The sequence below is a fragment of the Bradyrhizobium sp. in8p8 genome, assembly GCF_000426845.1.
GTDB classification, from domain to species: Bacteria; Pseudomonadota; Alphaproteobacteria; order Rhizobiales; family Xanthobacteraceae; genus Bradyrhizobium; species Bradyrhizobium japonicum_C.
The window spans coordinates 344,826-369,442 of the sequence record NZ_AUGD01000007.1; the positions used below are offsets into that span (position 1 = coordinate 344,826).

At 64.0% G+C, this 24,617-nt stretch carries 25 protein-coding genes; 13 read left to right on the forward strand and 12 right to left on the reverse strand.

Annotated elements, in window-relative coordinates:
- The first annotated feature begins 4 nt into the window (after window positions 1–4).
- The 8 genes from paaB to K408_RS0120035 all read left to right on the forward strand — a co-directional run bounded on the left by paaB (window position 5) and on the right by K408_RS0120035 (window position 6,953).
- Window positions 5–292, forward strand: a complete 288-nt coding sequence (gene paaB, locus K408_RS0120000; RefSeq protein ID WP_024340040.1) for a 1,2-phenylacetyl-CoA epoxidase subunit PaaB — start codon at window positions 5–7, stop codon at window positions 290–292.
- Window positions 292–1,068 (forward strand): 1,2-phenylacetyl-CoA epoxidase subunit PaaC, encoded by a 777-nt coding sequence (paaC, locus tag K408_RS0120005; protein ID WP_024340039.1) that lies wholly within the window; start codon window positions 292–294, stop codon window positions 1,066–1,068. Before paaB ends, paaC begins: the two co-directional genes overlap by 1 nt.
- Entirely contained in the window at window positions 1,062–1,565 is a 504-nt protein-coding gene (paaD, locus tag K408_RS0120010; protein ID WP_024340038.1) for a 1,2-phenylacetyl-CoA epoxidase subunit PaaD, read from the forward strand. The genes paaC and paaD overlap by 7 nt, the downstream gene beginning before the upstream one ends.
- Before the next feature lie 138 nt (window positions 1,566–1,703).
- The gene (gene paaE, locus K408_RS0120015) at window positions 1,704–2,786 is read left to right on the forward strand and encodes a 1,2-phenylacetyl-CoA epoxidase subunit PaaE (protein ID WP_024340037.1); all 1,083 of its coding nucleotides are present in this window, start codon (window positions 1,704–1,706) and stop codon (window positions 2,784–2,786) included.
- Window positions 2,787–2,887: 101 nt separating this feature from the next.
- Entirely contained in the window at window positions 2,888–3,337 is a 450-nt protein-coding gene (paaI, locus tag K408_RS0120020) for a hydroxyphenylacetyl-CoA thioesterase PaaI (RefSeq protein ID WP_024340036.1), read from the forward strand.
- Window positions 3,338–3,375: 38 nt separating this feature from the next.
- The gene (gene paaK, locus K408_RS0120025) at window positions 3,376–4,707 is read left to right on the forward strand and encodes a phenylacetate--CoA ligase PaaK (RefSeq protein WP_024340035.1); all 1,332 of its coding nucleotides are present in this window, start codon (window positions 3,376–3,378) and stop codon (window positions 4,705–4,707) included.
- Between the two features lie 63 nt (window positions 4,708–4,770).
- Window positions 4,771–5,775: a quinone oxidoreductase family protein gene (locus K408_RS0120030; protein ID WP_024340034.1), complete on the forward strand. Its 1,005-nt coding sequence runs from the start codon at window positions 4,771–4,773 to the stop codon at window positions 5,773–5,775.
- 122 nt (window positions 5,776–5,897) lie between these two features.
- Window positions 5,898–6,953: a YeeE/YedE family protein gene (locus tag K408_RS0120035; RefSeq protein WP_024340033.1), complete on the forward strand. Its 1,056-nt coding sequence runs from the start codon at window positions 5,898–5,900 to the stop codon at window positions 6,951–6,953.
- Here the strand turns inward: K408_RS0120035 and K408_RS0120040 are convergent.
- Window positions 6,932–7,846, reverse strand: coding sequence for a DMT family transporter (locus tag K408_RS0120040; protein ID WP_024340032.1), 915 nt, complete (start codon window positions 7,844–7,846; stop codon window positions 6,932–6,934). The genes K408_RS0120035 and K408_RS0120040 overlap by 22 nt on opposite strands.
- Window positions 7,847–7,927: 81 nt before the next feature.
- Here K408_RS0120040 and pdxR point away from each other — a divergent pair, with 81 nt between their 5' ends.
- Window positions 7,928–9,376, forward strand: a complete 1,449-nt coding sequence (gene pdxR, locus K408_RS0120045; RefSeq protein ID WP_029674129.1) for a MocR-like pyridoxine biosynthesis transcription factor PdxR — start codon at window positions 7,928–7,930, stop codon at window positions 9,374–9,376.
- A 9-nt stretch (window positions 9,377–9,385) separates the two neighbouring features.
- Here pdxR and K408_RS0120050 read toward each other — a convergent pair whose 3' ends face one another.
- Genes K408_RS0120050 through K408_RS0120065 form a run of 4 tightly spaced genes read right to left on the reverse strand, consistent with a single transcriptional unit; the run spans window position 9,386 to window position 12,821 of the window.
- Complete coding sequence (locus K408_RS0120050) at window positions 9,386–10,609, reverse strand: bifunctional alpha/beta hydrolase/OsmC family protein (protein ID WP_024340030.1); 1,224 nt, start codon at window positions 10,607–10,609, stop codon at window positions 9,386–9,388.
- A gap of 25 nt (window positions 10,610–10,634) precedes the next feature.
- Complete coding sequence (locus K408_RS0120055; protein WP_024340029.1) at window positions 10,635–11,297, reverse strand: sulfite oxidase-like oxidoreductase; 663 nt, start codon at window positions 11,295–11,297, stop codon at window positions 10,635–10,637.
- A gap of 35 nt (window positions 11,298–11,332) precedes the next feature.
- Window positions 11,333–12,553, reverse strand: a complete 1,221-nt coding sequence (locus K408_RS0120060) for a cytochrome P450 (RefSeq protein ID WP_024340028.1) — start codon at window positions 12,551–12,553, stop codon at window positions 11,333–11,335.
- Between the two features lie 58 nt (window positions 12,554–12,611).
- A complete protein-coding gene (locus K408_RS0120065) occupies window positions 12,612–12,821 on the reverse strand; it encodes a ferredoxin (protein ID WP_024340027.1) in 210 nt (69 codons plus the stop codon).
- A 137-nt stretch (window positions 12,822–12,958) separates the two neighbouring features.
- Here K408_RS0120065 and K408_RS0120070 point away from each other — a divergent pair, with 137 nt between their 5' ends.
- Complete coding sequence (locus K408_RS0120070) at window positions 12,959–13,606, forward strand: TetR/AcrR family transcriptional regulator (protein WP_024340026.1); 648 nt, start codon at window positions 12,959–12,961, stop codon at window positions 13,604–13,606.
- On the opposite strand, the gene K408_RS0120075 is transcribed toward K408_RS0120070, so the two are convergent.
- From K408_RS0120075 to K408_RS0120085, 3 genes are all read right to left on the reverse strand, one after another.
- A complete protein-coding gene (locus K408_RS0120075) occupies window positions 13,603–14,253 on the reverse strand; it encodes an arylsulfatase (protein WP_024340025.1) in 651 nt (216 codons plus the stop codon). The genes K408_RS0120070 and K408_RS0120075 overlap by 4 nt on opposite strands.
- Before the next feature lie 10 nt (window positions 14,254–14,263).
- A complete protein-coding gene (locus K408_RS0120080) occupies window positions 14,264–15,682 on the reverse strand; it encodes an amidase (protein ID WP_024340024.1) in 1,419 nt (472 codons plus the stop codon).
- Between the two features lie 110 nt (window positions 15,683–15,792).
- The gene (locus K408_RS0120085; protein WP_024340023.1) at window positions 15,793–16,569 is read right to left on the reverse strand and encodes an SDR family oxidoreductase; all 777 of its coding nucleotides are present in this window, start codon (window positions 16,567–16,569) and stop codon (window positions 15,793–15,795) included.
- Window positions 16,570–16,723: 154 nt separating this feature from the next.
- Between K408_RS0120085 and K408_RS0120090 the strand changes: the two genes are divergently transcribed.
- Complete coding sequence (locus K408_RS0120090) at window positions 16,724–17,797, forward strand: tartrate dehydrogenase (protein ID WP_024340022.1); 1,074 nt, start codon at window positions 16,724–16,726, stop codon at window positions 17,795–17,797.
- A 186-nt stretch (window positions 17,798–17,983) separates the two neighbouring features.
- Here the strand turns inward: K408_RS0120090 and K408_RS0120095 are convergent, their stop codons facing one another.
- From K408_RS0120095 to K408_RS0120110, 4 genes are all read right to left on the reverse strand, one after another.
- Window positions 17,984–19,057: a malate/lactate/ureidoglycolate dehydrogenase gene (locus K408_RS0120095; protein ID WP_024340021.1), complete on the reverse strand. Its 1,074-nt coding sequence runs from the start codon at window positions 19,055–19,057 to the stop codon at window positions 17,984–17,986.
- An 11-nt stretch (window positions 19,058–19,068) separates the two neighbouring features.
- The gene (locus K408_RS0120100) at window positions 19,069–19,980 is read right to left on the reverse strand and encodes an NAD(P)-dependent oxidoreductase (RefSeq protein ID WP_024340020.1); all 912 of its coding nucleotides are present in this window, start codon (window positions 19,978–19,980) and stop codon (window positions 19,069–19,071) included.
- Between the two features lie 12 nt (window positions 19,981–19,992).
- Window positions 19,993–21,243 (reverse strand): Zn-dependent hydrolase, encoded by a 1,251-nt coding sequence (locus K408_RS0120105; RefSeq protein ID WP_024340019.1) that lies wholly within the window; start codon window positions 21,241–21,243, stop codon window positions 19,993–19,995.
- A 123-nt stretch (window positions 21,244–21,366) separates the two neighbouring features.
- Window positions 21,367–22,284: a LysR family transcriptional regulator gene (locus K408_RS0120110; RefSeq protein WP_024340018.1), complete on the reverse strand. Its 918-nt coding sequence runs from the start codon at window positions 22,282–22,284 to the stop codon at window positions 21,367–21,369.
- Between the two features lie 121 nt (window positions 22,285–22,405).
- Here K408_RS0120110 and K408_RS0120115 point away from each other — a divergent pair, with 121 nt between their 5' ends.
- Window positions 22,406–23,221, forward strand: a complete 816-nt coding sequence (locus K408_RS0120115) for a putative hydro-lyase (protein WP_024340017.1) — start codon at window positions 22,406–22,408, stop codon at window positions 23,219–23,221.
- Window positions 23,222–23,310: 89 nt separating this feature from the next.
- The gene (locus tag K408_RS0120120) at window positions 23,311–24,555 is read left to right on the forward strand and encodes an ABC transporter substrate-binding protein (protein WP_024340016.1); all 1,245 of its coding nucleotides are present in this window, start codon (window positions 23,311–23,313) and stop codon (window positions 24,553–24,555) included.
- The last annotated feature ends 62 nt before the right edge of the window (window positions 24,556–24,617 follow it).

Here is a 24,617-nt window from a genome sequence, read left to right on the forward strand (position 1 = left end):
CAATATGGCCACGCCGAACACGCCGCTGTGGGAAGTCTTCATTCGCAGCCGCAATGGGCTTGCGCACAAGCATGTGGGATCGCTGCATGCCAGCGACACCACCATGGCCCTGCAGGCCGCTCGCGACATCTACACCCGCCGCGGCGAAGGCCTGTCGATCTGGGTCGTGCCTTCGAGCGCGATCACCGCGAGCGATCCTGCCGAGAAGGGCATGATGTTCGAGCCGGCGGAATCGAAGATCTACCGGCATCCGACGTTCTACGAGGTGCCGGAAGAAGTGGGGCACATGTAATGGCGGTCGCCAACATCCAGGTCTCCGAAACGCCGCTGGTGCTCTACGTGCTGCGCCGCGCCGACGATGCGCTGATCCTCGGTCACCGGCTCTCCGAATGGTGCGGGCACGCGCCAATGCTGGAAGAGGACATGGCGCTCTCCAACATCGCGCTCGACCTGATCGGCCAGGCGCGGGAGCTGTATAGCTACGCCGCCAAGGTCGAAGGCAAGGACAACGACGAGGACAAGCTCGCATACTTGCGCGACGTACGGCAGTATCGCAATCTGCTGCTGGTCGAGCAGCCGAATGGCGATTTCGCGCAGACGCTGGTGCGGCAGCTGTTCTACTCCGGCTTTGCCGACCTCTATTGGCGTGCGATGATGGGCTCGGGCGACGCGACGCTGGCGGCGATCGCCGCGAAGTCGGAGAAAGAGAGCGCATATCACCTGCGCCACGCCTCGGAATGGATCATCCGGCTCGGCGACGGCACTGAGGAGAGCCATCGACGGGCACAAGCCGCGATCGATCAGCTCTGGGCGTTCACCGGCGAGATGTTTGCGGTCGACGACGGCGAGCGGCACCTGATCGATGCCGGCGTCGCCATAGATCCGGCGAGCTTGCGCGGTCGCTGGTTTGCGGCGCTGTCCGACGTCGTCGGCGAAGCCACGCTCGAACTGCCCCAGAACGACTGGATGCAGCAAGGTGGTCGGTCCGGCCGGCACAGCGAGCATCTCGGCCATCTCCTGTCCGAATTGCAATCGATGCAGCGCACCTTCCCGGGGCTGACATGGTGACGATGCTGGAGCGCGACAGCGAGCTGCGCCGGCGGGCTTGGGACGCTGCGGCAAGCGTCGTAGACCCCGAAATTCCGGTGCTGACCATCGCCGATCTTGGCGTACTGCGCGATGTGTTATTGGACGGCGATCGTGTCGAGGTCGCGATCACTCCGACGTATTCGGGCTGCCCGGCCATGAACATGATTGCGCTCGAAATCGAGCTCGCGCTGGAGCGCGCCGGCTTCCGTCACCCAAAGGTGCGCACCGTGCTGTCGCCGGCCTGGACGACCGACTGGATGAGCGAGGACGGCCGCCGCAAGCTGCGCGCCTACGGCATCGCGCCGCCGCAAGCATCGAGCTCCCGCCGTGCGCTGTTCGGCGCGCAGGCGGTGGCGTGCCCGCAGTGTGGCTCAGACCAGACCGAACTGCTGTCCGAATTCGGATCCACCTCCTGCAAGGCGCTCTGGCGCTGCAAGTCCTGTCGTGAACCCTTCGACTATTTCAAGTGTCATTGAGAGACGCACGATGCCAACCCGATTGTCATGGCGAGGAGTTCTTGCGGCGAAGCAATCCGGACTGCTTCCATGGAGAATTTCTGGATTGCTTCGCTGCGCCTGCAATGACGGCGGAAGGACTGATCGAGGGCGCCCGTAATGTCCGCAGCTGCACCGCGCTTTCACCGTCTGGCCGTAAACGATCTCCGCCGCGAGGCATCGAACGCCATTTCGATGACCTTCGCCATCCCGGACGAACTTGCCGACGACTACGCCTTCACGCCCGGCCAGTACCTTACGCTCCGCACCTCGCTCGACGGCGAGGAGGTGCGTCGCTCCTATTCGATCTGCTCCGGCCCTGACGACGGTGAGATCCGTATCGCGGTGAAGAAGGTCGATGGGGGTGCATTTTCGAGCTGGGCGGCGGACGAACTGAAGTGCGGCGACCAGCTCGACGTAATGACGCCGACCGGCCGCTTCGGCGTGGTTCCCCCGGCAGAACGCGCGCGCATCCATGTCGGTTTTGCCGCAGGATCCGGCATCACGCCGATCCTGTCGATCGTGAAGGGCGTGCTGGCGCGCGAGCCGGACAGCCGATTCTTCCTGTTCTACGGCAACCGCACCACCGATAACATCATGTTCCTCGAAGCGCTCGAGGAGCTGAAGGACCGCTTCATCGATCGTCTCTCGATCTTCCACGTCATCTCCGGCGAGGAGCAGGACATCCCGATCCTGCATGGCCGGCTCGACGGGGAAAAGGTGAGGGTGCTGCTGCGTTCGCTGGTGCCGGCGGAGGATGTCGATCACGTCTTCATTTGCGGCCCCCTTGGCATGAGTGAGGAGATCGAGGCGACCTGCCGCAATCTCGGCATCACGGATGAACGCATCCACGTCGAGCGCTTCGTCTCGGAATTCGGCGGCAAGCCGCGGCCGAAGAAGGCCGTTGCTCCCGATGCGCCGCCGAAGGCGATCGCTTCCCTCATCATCGACGGCAAGCATCGCGACGTACCCGTTGCCGAGGACGAAGCCATCCTCGATGCAGCGCTCCGCGCCGGTCTCGACCTGCCCTTCGCCTGCAAGGGCGGGATGTGCTCGACCTGCCGCGCCAAGCTGGTGGAGGGGGAGGCGCTGATGGACCTCAACTATTCTCTGGAACCATGGGAGCTGAAGGCCGGCTTCGTCCTGACCTGCCAGGCGAAACCATCGTCCGAGCGGGTCGTGGTCGATTATGATCATGTCTGATCGGGCGGATCGGACCCCATGAATGCAAATGCGTCGCATTATTTGACAGTGCCAGCCATCCAGCAGAACATCATCTTTAAGAACTTGGCCGGGAGAAGCTCGTGAACGTCAAAGCCGCCCTGTCACCCGAGGATATTGCCCGCGCTTGCGCTGACGCCATGTGGGCAGAGGACGATGCCTCGAAGGGACTCGGCATGGAGATCGTCGAGATCGGCCCGGGCTTTGCAACGCTCGCGATGACGGTGCGGCCGGATATGGTCAACGGCCAACGCATCGCCCATGGCGGTTTCATCTTCACGCTCGCCGATTCCGCCTTTGCGTTTGCCTGCAACTCTCACAATGAGCGCGTCGTGGCAGCGCAGGGGCAGATCACTTTCATCAAGCCGGGCAGGCTGGACGACCGGCTCATTGCGAACGCGCGGGAGGTCACCCGCGGCGGCCGCTCCGGCATCTATGACGTGCGCGTGACCGTGGGCGACACTGTCATAGCGGAATTCCGCGGACATTCGCGCGTCGTTCCCGGCACGTGGCTGCCGACGCAAGATCAGTAAGAGCAAAGAAGAGAATAAATCAATGTGGGGAAACAAGGATGGCTCTGACGAGGCTCAAGGAAGGTGCCACTACCTATAGCGCCGAGATGGATGCATATGAGCGCGCCTCGCGCGACGAGATCATGGCGCTGCAGAAGCAGCGGCTGGCTTGGTCGCTGAAGCACGCCTACGACAACGTCACGCATTATCGCAACGCCTTCGACAAGGCCGGTGTGCATCCGTCCGACTTCCGCGAACTGTCGGATCTCGCGAAATTTCCGTTCACCGCGAAGACGGACCTGCGCGACAACTATCCTTTCGACATGTTCGCCGTGCCGCGCGAAAAGCTGGTGCGCGTGCATGCCTCGTCAGGCACGACGGGCAAGCCGATCGTCGTGGGTTACACCCAGCGTGATATCGACACATGGTCGGAAGTCATGGCGCGCTCGATCCGCGCCGCCGGCGGGCGCACCGGGATGATCATCCACAACGCCTACGGCTACGGGCTCTTCACCGGCGGCTTGGGGGTGCATTACGGCGCCGAGAAGCTCGGCTGCACCGTGGTGCCGATCTCCGGCGGCATGACCGAGCGACAGGTGCAGCTCATCAACGACTTCCGCCCTGACATCATCACGGTGACGCCGAGCTACATGCTTGCGATCCTCGACGAGTTCAAGCGCCAGAAGCTCGACCCGCGCCAGTGCTCGCTCAAGGTCGGCATCTTCGGGGCCGAGCCCTGGACCAATGCGATGCGCGGCGAGATCGAGGACGCCTTCGACATGGACGCGACCGACATCTACGGTCTCTCCGAGGTGATCGGGCCCGGCGTCGCGCAGGAATGCATCGAGACCAAGGACGGCCTGCACATCTGGGAGGACCATTTCTACCCGGAGGTGATCGACCCCGAATCCGGCGCGGTGCTGCCGGATGGAGAGAAGGGCGAGGTGGTGTTCACCTCACTCACAAAGGAAGCCTTTCCAGTGATCCGCTATCGCACCCGCGACTTGACGCGGCTTTTGCCCGGCACGGCGCGGCCCGGGATGCGGCGGATGGAGAAGGTGACCGGCCGCTCCGACGACATGATCATCCTGCGCGGCGTCAACCTGTTTCCGACCCAGATCGAGGAAGTGTTGCTTGCGACCGACTGGTGCGGTGGGCACTTCATCCTGGAACTGACCCGCGAAGGCCGCATGGACGAACTGACCATCATCGCGGAGGCGCGGCCCGAAAGCTGGGACGGCCGGGGTCTTCTCGACCATGCCGATCGGATCTCGACCCACATCAAGAACACGATTGGGATCAGCTCGAAGGTGCAGGTGGTTGCGCCCGCCACTCTGGAACGCTCGCTCGGCAAGGCCAAGCGGCTCTACGACAAGCGGCCGAAGGATTGACTGGACGGATTGACTTGGTGACGCCCAAAGGCGACAAGGCCCGCGAGAAATCGCGGGTTTTCGATGTCACCAGCTGATACCAAAACGGTCGAGGCACGCTGTGTGCGCCTCAACGCCAAGGCTGAGAACGCGGCAGCGCTCTCGCCGGTGGTCGAGCGCAGGACGCTCACGCGCGGCCCGTGCGACCTGCTAATCGAGGTCAAAGCCGCAGCCGTCAATCCATCCGACGTCAAGGCCGCGACCGGGCTGATGCCCTATGCCGTGTTCCCGCGCACACCGGGCCGCGACTATGCCGGCGTGGTGATCGACGGGCCGGCCGGAACAGTCGGTCGCGAGGTGTTCGGCTCGTCCGGCGATCTCGGCATCCGTCGTGACGGCACGCATGCGAGTCATCTCGTGGTCGAAGCCGATGCGGTCGTTGAGAAGCCCATGTCCGTGTCCTGGGAAGAGGCCGCCGGGATCGGCGTGCCGTTTGTCACCGCGATGGAAGGCTTTCGCCGCGCAGGCGTGCCGAACAGCGGCGAGACCGTGCTGGTGATGGGTGTCAACGGCAAGGTCGGCCAGGCCGCAGTGCAGATCGCGACCTGGAAGGGTGCGCGCGTCATCGGCGTGGTGCGCAAGGCGGAAGCCTATGAAGGCCATGCCAATGCGGCCGTCGAGGTGATCGACGCCTCCACGACCGACGTGGCCCCGCGCGTGCGCGAATTGACTGGCGGGAAGGGCGCCGACATCGTCTTCAACACCGTCGGTGATCCCTATTTTCAGGCTGCGCACAAATCGCTTGGGCTTCGTGGCCGCCAGATTCTGATCGCCGCGATCGACCGCATCGTGCAGTTCAACATCCTCGAATTCTATCGCGGCCAGCACACCTATGTCGGCATCGACACGCTGGGGCTGTCGTCGGCCGCCACAGGCGCCGTGCTGCGCGACCTCGGCCCCGGCTTTGCGGGTGGCCATCTGAAGCCGTTCCCGATTAACGCGAATGCCGTCTATCCGCTCGAGAGCGCGAAGGAGGCGTACGTTGCAGTCGCGGGCTCGTCGCGGGACCGTGTGATCCTGAAGCCGTAACACACCGTCATTGCGAGCGCAGCGAAGCAATCCCGAAATGCGTCCGGGGAGACAGTCTGGATTGCGTCGTCGTTTCGCTCCTCGCAATGACGGAAGATGGCGAAAGGCCTGAGAACCCACCGATGGAATCCGTACAACTCGTCATCCTCTTCGGCATCGTTATAGGCCTGATGTACGGCGCCGTCGGTCTGCTCAGCGGCTTCTGCCTGATGAGCAGCATGCGGGGATGGTTGGCGGAGGGGGATGGGCGGCTTGTGCGGAGCTACGCGCTGGCGATTGCGGTTGCGATCGCCGCCAGCCAGTTCCTCGCCGGCGGCGGCATGGTCGACCTCAACAAGTCGATCTACCTGCAGACTTCGTTTTCACCGGCAGTACTGTTCCTGGGCGGCCTGCTGTTCGGCTACGGCATGGTGCTGTCGAATGGCTGCGGCTCGCGGGCGCTGGTCCTGCTCGGCCGCGGCAATCTCCGCTCTTTCGTCGTCGTGATCGTTCTCGCCATCGCCGCGCAGATGACGCTGAAGGGCCTGATCGCGCCGGCGCGTATCGCGCTGGTGCAAGCCTCGCAAACGACCGTCAGCGCAAATTCGCTGCCCTCCGTGCTGGTGATGCTCGGTCTCTCGGAATCACTTTCGCGCGCGCTTGCCGCCGCCGCGACCGTTGTCGCGCTGATCCTGTTCGCTTTCGCTCACCCGGCGTTTCGACGCTCGCCAGGGCAGATCGCAGCAGGTGTCATTGTGGGCCTGCTCGTCGCCGGCGGCTGGTACGTCACCGGCTACCTCGGCGCTGACGATTTCAACCCCGTCCCGGTCACCTCCCTCACCTTCATCGCGCCGATCGCCGATACCCTGCAATACGCCATGCTTTCGACCGGCCTGACGCTCAACTTCGGCGTCGCGACGGTTGTCGGCGTCTTCGGCGGTAGCTTCGCGACGGCGCTCGCAACGGGCCGCTTCAAGCTCGAAGGCTATTCCTCGCCGCGCCACATGGTGCGCTCGGGGAGCGGCGCGGCGCTGATGGGCATCGGCGGCGTGATGGCGTTCGGCTGCTCGATCGGGCAGGGCCTCACCGGCCTTTCGACGCTCGCGCTGGGGTCATTCATCGCGTTCGCCGGCATCCTGCTTGGCACGACGGCAGGCCTGCGCGGTGCACTGCGGGCTCACCCCCTCGCAGTGGCCTGACCGCGCAGCAGTCGATCGCCCAGCGTCGCAAGACCGATGCCGGTGACGATCAGTCCGGCCGCGATGGCAAGGCTGGTGTCGATCGGCTCACTCAGCAGGACCGCGGCACTGGCGATGCCGACAAGCGGCGTCGCGGTGGTCCCGAGCGACGTCGTCAGGGCCGAGATGCTCTTGTTGACCATTGACATCGCCCAATAGGCCAACGCCGTCCCGATCAGGCCCGAATACAGGAAGAGCGACACAAGCCTCCATGACCACTCGACGTGCGGCAGCCCGTCGATGATCATCGCCAGCGCCGATAGCACGGCCGTGGCCACGAGCACCTGCCAGAGCAGGAGCTGGAGCGGCGATGCGATCCAGCGATGCGCGCGGATATAGATGATGTTCGCGGCCCAGGAGATCGCGGCGAGGATGACCATCGCGGCGCCGAGCAGGACGCCTGCATTGGTCCAGTCAATCGAGGATGGATTCAGGATGACGGCAAGCCCGATCAGTCCGAGCAGAGCGCCGGCAAGCTTGGGCGCGGTCAGCGCCTCCTTTCCGAGCACGGGCGCGGCGAGTGCGACCCAGAGCGGCGTGGTGTAGCCGAGCACGATGCCCTTGCTTGCGGGCAGGAAGCGCAGGCCCGCGGCGACGAGGGTTGAGAACAGCGTCATGTGCAGCAGCGCGACGCTGAGGATCACGGGAATATCGCGTCGTTCCGGGATCACCAGATTCTTGCTCAATCCGAGGATCGTGATGAGGCCGACCAGCGCGATCCAACTTCGGATCGCCGCGGTCCATAGCGGTGGAACGAATTGCACGAGTTGCTTCGTCACCGACCAGTTCACACCCCAGGCCAGCACGACGATGAGGAAGAGGCCGACGGCCGCGCGGGATGAGAGTGAGTTCATCTCGGAGTCCTTGAAGCAGTTCACTTCGCCGGATAGCATCGTACTGGTACCTGAAAAAGTACCAGATTTGAGAATAGGAAGATGCCAGTTCTGGAAGACGTGATCTCCGCTCTGGTCGACTTGAAACGGACGGACGACGCGGGGCTGGTGACGCAGTTGACGAGCCAGCTCAGAGACCTGATCGCGAGCGGCCGTCTCGGCAAGGGGCGGGCGCTGCCGTCGAGCCGTCGGCTCGCGGGCGATCTCGGCGTCTCCCGCAACACCGTCACTCATGCGTACGAGCAGCTTGCCGCCGAGGGATATATAGAGGCGTCGCACGGCCGCCGTCCGGTGGTCACGGTCGATGGAGGCGGACGTAGGATAGGAGCGGGTGCTGCTGTGGCGCGCGAACGCTCCGGTAAGCCGCAACTGTCGCCCTGGGCCTCTAGTCTCAAGCAGACCGACTGGCCGATGTCCTATCAGGCATCACTAAGGCCGTTGCGCCCGGGGCACGGCGATTTCAGAGAGTTTCCGGACGAGGTCTGGGCGCGTTGCTTGCGCCGCAATGCGGTGCGTGCTGCCAGGCGCGAGCTCGGCCCGGTTAACCGGACGCGCCTGCGCGAGGTGCTCGCGGATTATCTGGCGACCAGCCGGGGTGTCCGGGCCACCGCAGACCAGATCATGATCCTGCCGAGCGCACAGGCTGCGTTGACCTTGATTGCCACGACCGTTGTCACGCCCGGCGATGACGTCTGGGTCGAGGATCCCGGTTATCCCGGTGCTGCGGCTGCCTTCCGGGCGTACGGTGCACGCGTGAGCGGTATCAGACTGGACGAGCAGGGTATGCAACGGATGCCGGGGCTTGCGGCACCAAAGCTGATCTTTATGACACCCTCCCATCAGCATCCGACCGGGCGGCTGATGTCGCTGTCCCGCCGCACCGAGTTTCTCGGCCTGAGCAGGCCCGGCAAGACCTGGATCGTGGAGGACGATTACGACGGCGAATTCCACTACGACAGCAGGCCGGTTCCGGCCTTGCAGGGACTCGATGCCCATGGCCGCGTGTTCTATGTCGGCACCTTCTCGAAGGCGATGACGTCGGATATCCGGCTTGGCTATCTCGTCGCGCCGCCGGCACTGGCCAACACCTTGGAGATCGCGCAGCGGCATATTGGGCTGATCGCTTCAAGTCACATCCAGGAGGCACTCGCCGAGTTCATTGCTGACGGCCATTTTCTCGCGCATCTGCGCCGGATGCGCCGGCTCTATCACGCGCGCCGCGATCACCTCGTCGAGGAACTGGAGCGACAGCTGGGCGGTATGCTCTCGATCGAAGTGCCCCCCGGAGGCATCCAACTCGTCGCCCGCCTCAAGCGCGGTCGCACTGATCAGGCGGCGGCGAAGCGGCTGGTTGCGGCAGGGGTCGAGACACGCGCCTTGTCCAGCCTGGCGCTTGGCCGGCCCCGCGATCACGGCCTGCTGCTCGGCTTTGCGGCCTGGCAGGAGTGCGAGATCAGCGCGGCCGTGCGGACGATGGCATCGTGCTTCTAGAAGGCCGCGTCAATCAATCGCCTTCGTCACGATGCGGATCTCCGATGTCAGCGTGCGGTGCACCGGGCATTTGTCGGCGATTTCCATCAGCTTCTTGCGTTGTTCTGCATCGAGGGCGCCGTCCATCGTAATGCCACGCTCGATCTGGTCGAGCATGCCATCGCGCGTTTCGCACTCCGCGCAATCCTTGGCGTAGATCTTGGAGTGCTTCAGCGTGACCGTGACGCGGTCGAGCGGCAGTGACTTGCGGTCGGCATAGAGCCGCATGGTCATGGAGGTGCAGGCGCCGAGGCCGGCAAGCAGGAAATCATAGGGACCGGGCCCGGCATCCGCGCCGCCGGCCGCAACGGGCTCGTCCGCCACCAGATGATGCGGCCCGACAGTGATGATCTGGTTGAACTTGCTCTTGCGGGTCTCCTGCACCACGACCTGGCGTGGCACTTCGGCGAGATCCATGGTTTTCGCGGGCTTTGCAGTGTCGATGTAGCGACTGGCCCAGGCGGCGATCACGTCGGCTGTGTAGAGAGCGTCAGCGGGTTTCGTCAGGAGATGATCGGCATGGTCCAGCGAGACGAAACTCTTGGAGTGCTTGGCTGCAATGAAGATCTTGGTCGCATTGTCGATGCCGACTGTGTCGTCGACAGGCGAGTGCATCACCAGCAGCGCCTTGTGCAGGCTGGTGACGTTCTTCATCAACTCGCGCTCGGCGATGTCGTCGAGAAATTCACGCCTGATCCGGAATGGGCGGCCTGCAAGCGAGACTTCCACTTCGCCGTGCGCGCGGATGTTGTCGATGTGCTCCTTGAAAAGGCCAGTGACGTGGGCGGGATCGGACGGCGCCGCAATGGTGACCACCGCCTTGGCCTCGGGGATTTGTCCTGCTGCGGCCAGGATCGCGGCACCACCGAGGCTGTGCCCGACCAGGATCGACGGAGCCCTGCGGACGCTGCGCAGATGGTCGGCCGCACGAAGGAGATCGGCGACGTTGGAGGAAAAGGTCGAGTTGGCGAAGTCGCCTTCGCTGGAGCCGAGCCCGGTGAAGTCGAAGCGCAGCACTGCGATGCCCTTGGCCGCCAGTGCGACAGAAATCCGTTTGGCCGCCAGCGTGTCCTTGCCGCAGGTGAAGCAATGAGCGAACAGCGCGAAGGCCGCGGGCTCGCCGTCGGGCAGCTCAAGCGCGGCCGAAAGCTGATGGCCGCCTTCTCCGGTGAATTGAAAGCGTTCCGTCGGCATGGGCTTCCCCCGTCCTCGCTTGAACCTAGTCGTTCGAATAGCGCTGTTCGGTCCAGGGATCGCCGCGGTTATGATAGCCGCGGACTTCCCAGAAGCCCGGCGCGTCCTCGGTCAGGAATTCGATGGCCTGGAGCCATTTTGCGCTTTTCCAGAAATAGAGGTGCGGCACGACCAGCCGAACCGGACCGCCGTGTTCCTCCGTCAGCGGCTGGCCCGACCAGCTATGGGCGAGCAGCGCATCCTCTGCAGCGAAATCCTCGAGCGCGAGGTTGGTGGTGTAACCGTCATAGGAATGCAGCACGACGAAACGAGCATCCTCGCGCGGCTGGCAGGCCGCCAGCAACTCGCGCGTGGCAAGCCCCTTCCATTCATTGTCATAGCGGGACCAGGTCGTGACGCAATGGATATCGGAGGTGAACCGCGCCTGCTTTTGCGCGATGAACTCGTCGAAGCTCCAGAACACGGGAGTTTCGATCGCGCCGTAGACGTCGAGGCGCCAGCGCTCGCGTGAGACCGGCGGTACGATGCCGAGATCGAGCACCGGCCAGTCCTTGGTAAGGTGCTGGCCGGGCGGCAGGCGCTGGGCTTCCGGACGTGTGACCTTGCCGGTGAGAAACCGGCCCTCGCGGGCCCATTTCTCCTTGGTGCGCGTCAGCTTGCTGTCGGGCGGCGCCTTGTCGTCAGCCATGGCCGTCCAGCTTCTCCGTCTCGTGTTGAAGAGGCCTACATCGCCTTTCCAAGCAGAAATGGCAACTGCCGGGGGCCTCTCACCGTGCCTTGTGACCAGGTCACCGTGCCTGCCGGATCCAGCCGGAAGTCTGGGATCCGCTTTAGCCATTCCTCCAGCGCCACCTGCATTTCCATGCGCGCCAGGTTGGAACCGACGCAACGGTGGATGCCGAGGCCAAAGGCGGCGTGGCGGTTTTCGCGTCGGTCGATCACGACTTTGTCAGCATCCGGGAACATCTTGGGGTCCCGGTTCGCGGCCGGGAAGGACAGCAGCACCATGTTGCCCGACTTGACCGGGCAACCCGAGATCGTGGTCTCCTTGACCACCTCGCGCGCCATTGTCACCGGCGAATAGGCGCGCAGCAGCTCCTCAACCGCGGTCGGGATCAGCCCTGGCTCGGCGATCAGACGTTCGCGATCGGACGGCGTCTTCGCCAGATGCCAGAGCGAGGAGCCGATCGCGCTCCAGGTGGTGTCGATGCCGGCAATCAGCAGCAGGCGCAGCGAGCCCAGCACATGGGAGTCCTCGAGCGGATTGCCGTCCTTGCCCCTGGCATTCGTCAGGTACGAGATGAGGTCGTCGGTGGGCTTGTTCTTGCGCGCTTCGATGTGGCCGCTGAAATAGGCTGTCATCTCCTGCACGGCCTGGAGCAGCTTGCTCTCGTCCTTGATGCCGAGTTCCAGGATCATGTGGATCCACTTGATGAAGAGATCGCTGTCACTCTCGGGGATGCCGAGCATGTGGGCGATGGCCCGCACCGGGATGTATTTGCTGTAGCGTGCGGCAGCGTCGACCTTGCCGTCGGCAATGAATTCGTCGATCAGCTCGTTGCAGATCGCGCGGACCCGCGGCTCGAGCTTCTTCATCGCATCAGGGGTAAATGGCGGCAGCAGCAACTGCTTGGCGGGTTTGTGCTCGGGCGGATCTGAGGTGATCGGCGGGGCTGCATTCCTGGCGACCTCCGGGCGCACATCGCGGACGATGATGCGGCGCGAGGAGAAGTGCTCGGTGTCGTTGGCGATCTCGCGCACGGCTTCATAGGTCGTCGGCAGATAGCAGCCCAGGAAGCGTTTCGTGTGCACCACGGGACTTGTGGCGCGCAGCTGGTCCCAGATCGGAAAGGGATCCTCCGTCCATTGCGGATCGGTGTGGTCGAAATCATGGACCCAGTCGGTCACGGGCGGATGGGCGGCGGGCTGGTTGACGTCGGACATGGCCGGGAAATCCCTTGGCTCGAATTCGCTGAAAGCACGCGGCTTGACAGTGGTCGCGCTACTCCTCGATCACATCGATTGCGATCTCCGGGCAGTTGGATTTCGCAAGCCAGGCCTTGTCTTCGAGCCCCGGCGGGACAATGCCGTCGCCGGCTTCGTGCGCGTTGCCGTACTCGTCAAGATCGAAAAGCTCCGGCGCGAGTGCCTTGCAGCGGGCATGGCCCTGGCATTTGTCGGGATTGACGTGAACCTTCAGTCGCTCTGCCATCGCGGCTTCCTTGGTCGTGTGCGCAGGGCCCAAAGGGCAGCGCGTTTCCTCGTCTTACTTCTATTCTTAAGTTATATCCTATTACATTCGCGGCGGACTTCCCCTGTCAAGCGCAAACTTATAGGCTTCGCCGCGACATGCGTTCACAACTCGCCCGCAAGCCCGACAAGACCTACCACCACGGCGATCTTCGCGATGCGCTGATCAAGGCCGCGCTACGCGAGGCGGAGCAGGGCGGTGCCGAGGCGATCAGCATCAAGGCGCTTGCCAAGAAGCTCGGCGTCTCGCAGCCGGCACCATACCGGCATTTTGCCGACCGCGAGGCTTTGATCGCGGCGATCACTGCGGAGGCGTTTCGGCAATTCTCGGCACTTCTGCGCGAGGCGATGGCAAAGCAGTCGAAGCAGTCGAAACTCTTGCGGCTGGCGCTGACCACCCTCGATTTCGGTCTGCGTCGCAACGGTATCTACCGATTGATGTTTGCTTCGCGCACGGTGTCGTGCGCGGCCAAGGGCAGCGAGCTGCACGAGGCCACGCGGGAGACCTTTGCGCTCGTTATCGAAGCCTTGGAAGCCCCCGCCGTCGGCTATTTGCGCGAACGGCAGGCGCTCAAGATCTGGGCGGCATTGCACGGCGTGGTGATGTTGGCCGAGCAGGGCCTGTTCACCGGTGAGGCGGCGCACGCGACCCGCGAGGAACTGGTCGAGGATTTCGTCAACGAGACCAAGGCTGCCCTCACAGTCGCGATTAGGGATGCGCGCCGCCGGACAAAGGCGGGGGCTTAAGCCTTCGCTTTCAGCAGCCTCATCAGCTTGTCGACCGCACTGTCCGGCGTCGTCACGACCGGGCGGCCGGTGGCCTCCGCAACCAGCGGCGCAGCCGCCGCGATGCTGAATTGCGCGAGCGCGATGACGTCGCAATCGCGGAGATCGCGGGACGCTTCCGCGAGCAGGCGATCATGTGCGGCGCGATCGCCACAATCGAGTGCGGCCAGAGCGCCTTCGGCAAGTTTCGGCACGATTTGGACCGAGGCGGGAAACTCGGGCGGCATCGACGCCAGCGTCGGCGGAAAAGTCGAGAGCAGGCCGATGCGCTTGCCCATGGTCACGGCGCGTTCGATCATGGCCTCGTTCGGCTTCAGCACCGGTATCGACGCATGTGCGCGTGCGACGGCCTCGATGCAGGGTCCGAAGGCGGAGCAAGTGAACAGGATCGCGTCCGCTGCCGTGGCCGTCGCATAATGACCAAGCGCGAGGAAGCGCCCGGTCATGGCGTCGGTGAGCGCTCCCTCGCACGCCAGATCTGCCGACAGGCTGTCGTCGAGCAGATTCATCAGCCGTGCCTCGGGCCAGGCCTTTGCGAACGCGGCCTCGATCGGGGCGATGGAATGCTTGAGGGCGTGGATGAGGGCGACGCGAGGAGCCGTCGTCATGAGGGAGACGTCAATTCTTCACCTTCGGATCGATCGGCGTCGTGCCGCGCAGGCCCAAAATGTCCTCCAGCACCTTCGCGCCGGCGATCACCTGCGCATCGGCGCGGGGGGCGCCGACCACCTGAACGCCGACCGGCAGGCCCGACTGTGTGAAGCCGCACGGCAGTGACAGCGAGGGGCAGCAGGCGAGCGTGACGGCATAGACGATGCCGAGCCACTCGACGTAATTGTCGAAGCGCTTGCCGGCGCATTCGGCGACATAGCGGTGCTCGATCGGGAAGGGCGGCACGATCGTCGTCGGCACCAGCAGGAGGTCGTAGTTCTTGAAGAACTCGACGGCCCGCGCGGTCATGTCGACGCGCTGCGCCTCGGCGCGCCCCAGCTGCTCGACCGTGAGCTTGAGGCCTTCCTCGATGTTCCAGATTACCTCGGGCTTGAGGAGGTCGCGCTTGGTGCGCAGCAGATTGGCCTTGGTGATCGCGAAATCGAAGGCGCGCAGTACGTGGAAGCATTCATGCGCCTCGCGCCAGTCCGGATGCGCCTCCTCCACGATCGCTCCGGCTTCCGCGAAGCGCTCCGCGGCCTTGCGCGTAATTGCCTTAACCTCGGGATCGACCGGCGTAATGCCAAGATCGGGTGAATAGGCGATGCGCTTCGGCCTCTTGCCCGCCTGTGCCGCCGACAGGAACGAGGTTGCGGGGGCGGGCAGCGACAGCGGATCATCTGCATAGTCGCCGCTCATTGCATCCAGCAGCAGCGCGAGATCATCGACGTTGCGCGCCATCGGGCCGACGACGCCGAGATTGCGATCGATACCCGACTTAGGAGTGTGCGCGACGCGCCCGATGCTCGGTCGCATGCCGACGACGCCGCAGAAGGCGGCAGGGTTGCGCAAGGAGCCGCCCATGTCGGAGCCCTGCGCAAGCCAGGCCATGCCGGTCGCGAGCGCCACCGCCGCGCCGCCGGAGGAGCCGGCTGCTGATTTCGTCGTGTCCCAGGGGTTGAGCGTCGCGCCGAATACCTCGTTGAAAGTGTTGGCGCCGGCGCCGAATTCGGGCGTGTTGGATTTGGCGTAGACCACCGCGCCGTTGGCTTCGAGATTCTCGACCATGAGGTCGGACTTCGCGGGGACGTTGTCCTTGAAGATCGGTGAGCCCTGCGTGTTCAGCACGCCCGCGACGTCGGTCAGATCCTTGATCGGTAGCGGGAGGCCCGAGAGCAGCCCGCGCGCGCCGGCCGGCTTCCGCATCAGCGCCTTGGCGTTATCCCTTGCACGATCGAAGCATAATATCGGCAGCGCGTTGACCTTGCCGTCGACCTCCTTGATGCGCGTCTCCAGCACATCAAGCAGCTCGAGCGGCGAGACGTCGCCGGACCGCAGCTTGTCGACGACGGTGCAGGCGGTTTCGCGGATCAGGTCTTGAGACAATTATCGTACTCCTGTGCTTATTGTGTCTCATTGCGAGCGCAGCGAAACAATTCAGGCTGGCGCCGCGGATATGGTCCTTGTTGGTTCGCTGCGCTCGCAATGACGGAAAACTAACCCCAGCCCGCGCTGATGCCACCGTCCACCGTGTAGATCACGCCCGACGTGTAGCCAGAGCGATCCGAGCCCAGGAACGCCATGAGGTCGCCGATCTCGCGCGCATGCGCAGGGCGCCCGAGCGGCAGGCTCTTCTGGAATTCCTTGTAGCGGCTCTCGTCGCCGAACTGATCCCTGGCCCGCGTCTTCAGCCGCGTGACGTGGCGATCGGTGCCGACGGGTCCCGGATTGATACCGACCACGCGGATGTTGTCGGCGAGGCTCTTGCTGCCGAGCGCGCGGGTGAGGGCCATCAGCGCGGCATTTCCGGCACTGCCGCAGATGTAATTGGCGTCGAACTTTTCGCCAGCCGCGCCGATGTCGTTGATGATGACGCCGCCGCCCTTCGCCTTCATCTGCGCGTAGATGTACCGCGTCAGGTTGATGTAGCCGAACACCTTCAATTCCCAGGCGTGCCGCCAGGTCGCCTCGTCTAATTTGTCGATCGAGCCCCCGGGGATGTCGCCGGCATTGTTGACGAGCACGTCGATGTCGGCGGCTTCCTTCGCCAGTCGCTCCACATCCTCTCCCTTGCGCAGGTCGACGATGCTCGTTGCGGCGTCGATCTGGTGTGCGGAGCGCAGGCGCTCGGCCAGCACCTTGAGCTGATCGCCGCTGCGGGCGGCGAGCAGGAGATTTGCACCTTCCTCGGCGAACGCCTCGGCGGCAGCTGCGCCAATGCCCTTGGACGCGCCGGTGATCAGGACGCGCTTGCCACGCAGATGCAGATCCATGAGGGTACTCGCAGGAGAGGAACAGGATCAAATCAGTAGGCGCTCGACCGCGCCATGGTCAACATTGCAGTGCAGCGTTGCGCCGCCCGCGACTTTGGTCCATTGCAGTGCGATCAAAACGCGGCGGCTACCAGACCAACCAAGGACGTTCTCGATGAGCAAGAAACAGTACCGGATCGCGGTCATTCCCGGCGACGGCATCGGCAAGGAAGTCATGCCCGAGGGCCTTCGCGTTCTGGAGGCGGCTGCGAAGAAGCACGGCGTCTCCGTGCATTTCGACCATTTCGACTTCTCGTCCTGGGACTATTACGAGAAGCATGGTCAGATGATGCCGGACGACTGGAAGGAGAAGATCGGCAAGCACGATGCGATCTATTTCGGGGCGGTCGGCTGGCCGGCCAAGATCCCGGACCACGTCTCGCTGTGGGGCTCGTTGATCAAATTCCGCCGCGAGTTCGACCAGTATGTGAACTTGCGCCCGGTGCGCCTGATGCCCGGTGTGCCTTCCCCGCTGGCGGGCCGCAAGCCCGGCGACATCGATTTCTGGGTGGTGCGCGAAAACACGGAAGGCGAGTATTCCTCCGTCGGCGGCCGCATGTTCCCCGACACCGACCGCGAGTTCGTGACGCAGCAGACGGTGATGACCCGCACCGGCGTCGACCGCATCCTGAAATTCGCCTTCGAGCTCGCACAGTCGCGGCCGAAGAAGCACCTGACGTCGGCGACCAAGTCCAACGGCATCTCCATCACCATGCCCTATTGGGACGAGCGCGTGGAGGCGATGGCCAAGAAATTTCCCGGCGTGAAGTGGGACAAGTACCACATCGACATTCTCACGGCGAACTTCGTGCTGCATCCGGACTGGTTCGACGTCGTGGTCGGCTCTAATCTGTTCGGCGATATCCTCTCCGACCTCGGCCCGGCCTGCACCGGCACCATCGGCATAGCGCCGTCAGGCAACATCAATCCGGAAGGCAATTTCCCCTCGGTGTTCGAGCCGGTCCACGGCTCGGCGCCCGATATCGCAGGGCAGGGGATCGCCAACCCGATCGGCATGATCTGGTCGGGCGCGATGATGCTGGAGCATCTCGGCGAGAAGGAAGCCGGAAAGTCGATCGTGGACGCAATCGAGCGCACGCTGGCCGAGCGCACGCTGCGCACGAAGGATCTCGGCGGCAACGCGGACACCACGGCCTGCGGCAAGGCGGTCGCGGATATGGTGGATTAGTTGACTGCCCCCTTGTGGGAGAGGGCGGCTTCGATGCGACGCATCGAGGGCGGGTGAGGGGTGTTCTTTCCGCGTGGGGGGCGTCTCATTCGAGGATAGTTCCTTCGCCGGGAGAGCCCCTCATCCGGCGCCTCGCGCCACCTTCTCCCACAAGGGGAGAAGGACATCAGCATTGCATCAGGTCAATCAGCCCAGGATTCCTTCGATCGCGGCCTGATCCAGCCCGAACTTCTTCCCGGCCTCGAGAATCTCCTGCCAGGTGGTCGGATCGACTGGAATGCCTTCGGCCAGACGCTTCCTCTTGGTCTCGCGCTCGGGCTCGCCGGCGATCCTGACCTTGTCGACGCCCGGTGCGGGTGGTGAGGCGGTGTGCCAGGCAACGAAGCCTTCGACCTCGCGCGCGAGGTTCTCGCCAGTGCCGAGCTTGTTCGGATCGATGACGATCGAGAGCATGCCGTTGAGGACGTTGTACTTGCCGTCGGACGGTCCCTTGACCACCTGCCCGCCGGAGAGCGCGCCGCCGAGAATTTCGCACACCAGCGCAAGCCCCGAACCTTTGTGCTCGCCGAATGGCAGGATGGCGCCGTGCGGCGGGATCACGGTGTAGCGCGGATTGACCGTGGGCTTGCCTTCATTGTCGATGATGGTGCCGGGCTCGAGCTCGACACCCTTGTTGTGGGCGACCCGCGTCTTGCCTTGCGCGATCCGGCTGGTCGCGAAATCGAGCACGATCGGGTCCTTGCCCCTGCGCGGGATCCCGACGCAGAACGGGTTGGTACCGTGACGGGCATCGCTGCCGCCCCAGGGCGCCACGATCGGCCGCGAGATCACGTTGACGAAATGGATCGAGACCAGCCCATGGTCGATGCACTGTTCGGCCCAATGGCCGATGCGGCCGATATGGTGCGCGTTGGACAGGCCGACGAGACAGACGCCGTTGCGCTTGGCGCGCTCGGCCGCCAGCTCCATCGCTTCATGGCCAATCACCTGGCCGTAGCCCGTGAGGCCGTCGAGGGTGAGAAGCGGACCGGTGTCGAGCACGATCTTGACGTGCTGGTTCACGGCGAGGCCGCCGTTGGTGACGCTCTGGACGTAGCGCGGGATCATGCCGACGCCGTGCGAGTCGTGCCCCTTGAGATTGGCCTCGACAAGATTGGTCGAGACGAGTTCGGCCTCGCGATCCGAGGATCCGCCCGCCTTGACGATGGCGCGGATGGCGTTGGTGAGCGGCTCTGCCTTGATGGTGCGATAGTCGGCCATTGTTGTTGCTCTTATCCTTTCACGATCCGGCGGCAGTGCTCCCACGCCGCATGAATGAGGTTTTCGCTCGCTTCCGGCGTGCGGAACGCCGAATGCGCCGACAGGGTCACGTTCGGGAGCTTCGTCAGTGGATGATCCGCAGGCAGCGGCTCGACGTTGAAGACGTCGAGGCCGGCATGTCGGATGTGACCCGATTTCAGTGCCTCGATCATGGCGGCCTCGTCGACAACGGCGGCGCGCGCCGTGTTGATGAGGATGACACCGCGCTTCATGGCAAGAATCTTCTCGCGGGTGATCATGCCGCGCGTCTCGTCGTTGAGCAGCAGATGCAACGATACGACGTCGCTCCTTGCCAGCACGGTATCCAGGTCGGTGAACTCGACGCCGGGATAGCTCTTGGGCGAGCGGTTCCAGGCGATCACCTTCATGCCGCTGCCGGTGGCAATGCGCGCGACCTCAGCGGCGATGCCGCCGAAGCCGATCAGGCCGAGTGTCTTGCCGGTCAGCTGCATGCCATCCTCGCGCAGCCAGTTGCCGGCGCGCATCTCGCGGTCCATCATCGCGATGACCCGGGCCGAAGCCCACATCAGTGCGATCGCGGATTCAGCGACTGCCGTGTCGCCATAGCCCTTGATCAGATGCACGGAGATGCCGAGCTCGGCGAGCTCCTCCGGATTCATGTAGCTCCGCGCGCCGGTGCCGAGGAACACGACGTGCTTCAGCCCGGTGCACTTCTTCGCGACATCGGTCGGCAGTGCGGTATGGTCCACGATCGCGATCTCGGCGCCGTCGAGGATTTCAGGATATTGCTCGGGCTTGATATCGGGAGCCCTGTGGATACGCACCTTGGGATCGCCGGGCTTCTCCAGGCGCTCCATGATCACGGCAAGGGCTTCGTTGGCGTCGACGAAAACTCCACGCATGGCTTTCTCCGGTCAGGATGCGACGCCGGCGATTGCCAGCACGGTATGCATGAGAACATTGGTGCCCGCCGCGCAGTCGGCCTGTGTGGCGTCCTCCAGCTCGTTGTGGCTGATGCCGTCCTTGCAGGGCACGAACACCATCGCCGCCGGCATCACCGTGTTGAGGTTGCAGGCGTCATGGCCGGCGCCGGAGGTGATGCGGCGCGAGGAATAGCCGAGCGTCTTCGCCGCGTTCTCGACCGCTGCGATCAGTTTCGGATCGAAATGCGTAGGCGGCTTGCGCCAGACCAGGTCGATCTTGACTTCGACCTTGCGGCGCGCGGCGATCTCGGCGATTGCCGCACGAAGATCGCGGTCGAGCGCGTCCATGATCGCGCCATCGGCACTGCGGCAGTCCATGGTGAAGGCGATCTCTCCGGGAATGACGTTGCGCGAGGGATTTGCGATCACGGCCTCGCCAATGGTGCCGACGGCGTTCGGCCCATGCTTTTTCGCAATCGCTTCCATCGCCAGTACGATTTCCGACAATGTCGCCAGCGCGTCGCGTCGCAGCGGCATCGGGGTCGAGCCTGCATGGCTCTCGAAGCCGGAAATCTTGCCGTCGTACCAGAGCACGCCCTGACCGGAATCGACCACGCCGATGGTCTTGCCTTCCGCTTCCAGAATGGGGCCCTGCTCGATGTGCAATTCGACGAAGCAGCCGAGCTTCTGGAAGCCGACCGGGTTGTCGCCGCGATAACCGATGCTGTCGAGCGCCTGGCCGACGCTGGTGCCCTCGGCGTCCTTGCGCGACAAAATGTCGTCGGTGGTGAAGTCGCCGACATAGGCGGCCGAAGCCATCATCGCGGGCGCAAAGCGCGAGCCTTCCTCGTTGGTCCAGTTGACGACGCAGATCGGCGCTTCGGTCTCGATGCCAGCGTCGTTCAGCGTGCGGATCACTTCCAGCGCGCCGAGCGTTCCCAGAATGCCATCATATTTGCCGCCGGTCGGCTGGGTGTCGAGATGTGAGCCGATGCCGACGGGCAGCTTCGACATGTCACGTCCCTTGCGCAAGCCGAACTGCGATCCGAGCGCATCGACGTGAACTTCGAGCCCAGCGTCCTCGCAGGCCTTGCGGAACCAGTCCCGCACCTGCTTATCTTCGGCGCTGAGGGTCAGCCGCCTCACGCCGCCCTTCGCGGTCGCGCCGAATTGCGCGGTCTCGTGAATGGAGCCCCACAGGCGGGCGGAATCGATTTGTAGATTGGTGGCGGCTCGGCTCATGCGGTCGGTCTCTCAGTTGTCATCCCAGGGCGGCTCGAAGAGCCGAACCCGGAATCTCGAGATTCCGGGTCTGGTGCTTGCGCACCATCCCGGAATGACGGGAACGGCTATCCGGCGGCTTTTTCAATGACCCGCCTGCGCGGGCGCGTCAACCGCGAGGCTGCTCTGCGCGATCTGCTTTGCGAGCTCGGCAACGCGCTCCACGGCGACGACGTCGGGAGAGGCGAGCCAGCTTGCCGTGAAGGTCAGCGGCGCGATCGCGAGATCGGTGTCGAGCAGTTGCAGCCGGCCGTCGGCGAGCTCGTTCTCGACGATGGCGTCGGGGATCACGGCGATGCCGAGCCCCTCGACCGCCATATGGATGACGGTGGCAAGCGAAGCGGAGGCATGCAGGCGGATCGGCGGCAACTCCGGCCGGTCGAACACTTCGCGCACGACCTCGTACGGCTTGGTCTTGCGCGGGAAGGTGATGATTGGAAACCGTGCGAGGTCCGTCGGTGTTACCGGGCCCTTGCCGAGCCCCAGCGAGGGGCTTGCGAGGAAGCCGATCGGATAATCGGCGAGCACGCGGTTGTGCACGCCGGAAGCGGACAGCGGTCCCACCACAAACGCGAGCTCGATCTCCTGCGCGAGCAGGCGCGCGGTGAGGTTCGGCGTGATGTCGACCTCAATCTCCAGCGACAGGTTCGGATAGACCTCGTTCACGCTTTTCACGAGCCGCGGCAACCAGGTGTGCACGATGGTCTCGGCGACGCCGAGCCGCATCACGCCGCGCATCGCCGACCGGTCGCCGATCTCCGCCATCATCTGGGCACGCAGCCCGATCAGCTTCTCCGCATAGACCATCATCTGCCGGCCGCTCGGCGTCGGTGAGGCCACGCGATGATCGCGGTTGAGGAGCTTCACGCCCATCTCGCGCTCGAGCTGGGCAATCCGCTGGGAGATCGCCGGCTGGGTCGTGTTGAGCCTTTGAGCGGCGCCGCGAAAGCTGCCCAGCTTCACAACCCAAAGGAACGTCTCGATCGACCTGAAGTCCAGCATTGGAAGGGATTGCCCCAATCGATAAAGCGAATTTATCGAGATTGATTAGAAACGACGATTAGACTTTATAGCACGCGTGGTGTTGGCTTGTCCTTGTCGAGTTTATAGGCAGGTCGATCACATGACTGTTTTGGTGGCAGCGCAGCAAACTGAAACACCCGACACGCTCCCGAGCCGCAAGGCCCGGCTCGCCTACCGGGAGGGGCTGGTCGCCTCCACCGCCGGCGTCGCTTCGGGCTTCGTCCAGGGCAATCTGGCGATCCTGCCGGCCGATTATGCGGGCGCCTTTCATCGCTTCTGCCAGCTCAACCCGAAACCGTGTCCGATCATCGGCATGTCCGATGTCGGCAGCCCGTTCATTCCTGCGCTCGGCGCCGATCTCGACATCCGCACCGACGTTCCGCGCTACCGCGTCTGGCGCGACGGCGAGGTGGTGGATGAGCCGACCGACGTGACCAAGTACTGGCGTGATGACCTCGTCACCTTCGTGCTCGGCTGCTCGTTCTCGTTCGAGGAGGCATTGCTCGACGAGGGGATGCCGATCCGGCACATCGAGCGCAATGTACGCGTGCCCATGTATCGCACCAACATCGCTTGCAGCGAGGCCAGTCCGTTCGCCGGTCCCATGGTCGTGTCGATGCGCCCGTTCAAGCCGGCGGATGCGATCCGCGCGGTGCAGATCACCTCACGCTATCCCGCCGTGCACGGCGCGCCTGTGCATCTCGGCCACCCGCACCTGATCGGCATCAAGGACATCGCGAAACCGGACTACGGCGATCCGGTGCCGGTCGCCGACGACGAGATTCCGGTGTTCTGGGCCTGCGGGGTCACGCCGCAATCGGTGATCAACGCCGCGAAACTGCCGTTCGCGATCACGCATTCGCCTGGCCTGATGCTCGTGACAGATCTGAAGAACAAAAGCTTGGCCGTGATTTGATAGGCAGCGTCTGCTGCTTCTTCGGGCTTTACCGCATCCATCAATCCCTTCATTCGATCAACCGAAATACCGTAACAGAGGACTTTGCCATGACGATCACTCGCCGCGACGTGTTGTTGGGAGCCGCCGCCACTGCCGCTCTCGTGCCGCTGGCAGCGCGCGCACAGACCTCGGAGGTCGTGATCGGCGTGATCTATCCGTTCTCCGGCGGCAGCGCTCAACAGGGCGTCGACGCGCAGAAGGCCTATGAGACCGCGCTCGAAGTCATCAACAAGGACTCCGCTTTCGACCTGCCGCTGGCCAAGGGCGAAGGTCTGCCGGGCCTCGGCGGTGCGAAGGTCCGCCTCGTGTTCGCCGATCACCAGGCAGATCCGCAGAAGGGCCGCGCCGAGGCCGAGCGCCTGATCACGCAGGAGAAGGTCTGCGCCATCATCGGCACCTATCAGAGCGCCGTCGCCGTCACCGTCAGCCAGATCTGCGAACGCTATCAGGTCCCGTTCGTTTCCGCCGACAACTCGTCGCCCAGCCTGCATCGCCGCGGCCTGAAGTATTACTTCCGCGCGGCGCCGCATGACGAGATGTACTCGGCAGCGATGTTCGACTTCTTCGATGCCATGAAGAAGAAAGGCACCAAGATCGACACCCTGTCGTTGTTTCACGAGGACACCATCTTCGGCACCGACTCCGGCAACGCCCAGGCCAAGATCGCCGGTGAGCGCGGCTACAAGATCGTCACCGACATCAAGTATCGCGCCAATTCGCCCTCGCTCTCGGCCGAGGTGCAGCAGCTCAAGACGGCAAATGCCGACGTGCTGATGCCGTCGAGCTACACCACGGACGGCATCCTCCTGGTCAAGACCATGGCCGAGCTCGGCTACAAGCCGAATGCGATCGTGGCGCAGGACGCCGGCTTCTCCGAGAAAGCTCTTTATGATGCCGTCGGCGACAAGCTCGAAGGCGTGATCTCGCGCGGCACCTTCTCGCTCGACCTCGCGCAGAAGCGCCCGATGGTCGGCAAGATCAACGACATGTTCAAGGCGAAGTCGGGCAAGGATTTCAACGATCTTACGTCGCGACAGTTCATGGGCCTGATCATCCTCGCCGACGCCATCAACCGCGCCAAGTCGATCGATGGCGAGAAGATCCGCGATGCCTTGGCGGCAACCGACATCCCCGGCGACCAGACCATCATGCCGTGGAAGCGCGTCAAGTTCGACGAGATGGGCCAGAACAACGACGCCGACCCGGTGCTGCTGCAATATGTCGGCGGCAAGTTCGTCACCATCTTCCCGCCGCAGGCCGCGATCGCCGAGGCGATCTGGCCGATGAAGTGAGCGCTGCGGGGGCAGCGGAGCAAATCGAGATCGTCGCACGAGCCTCGTCATTGCGAGGAGCG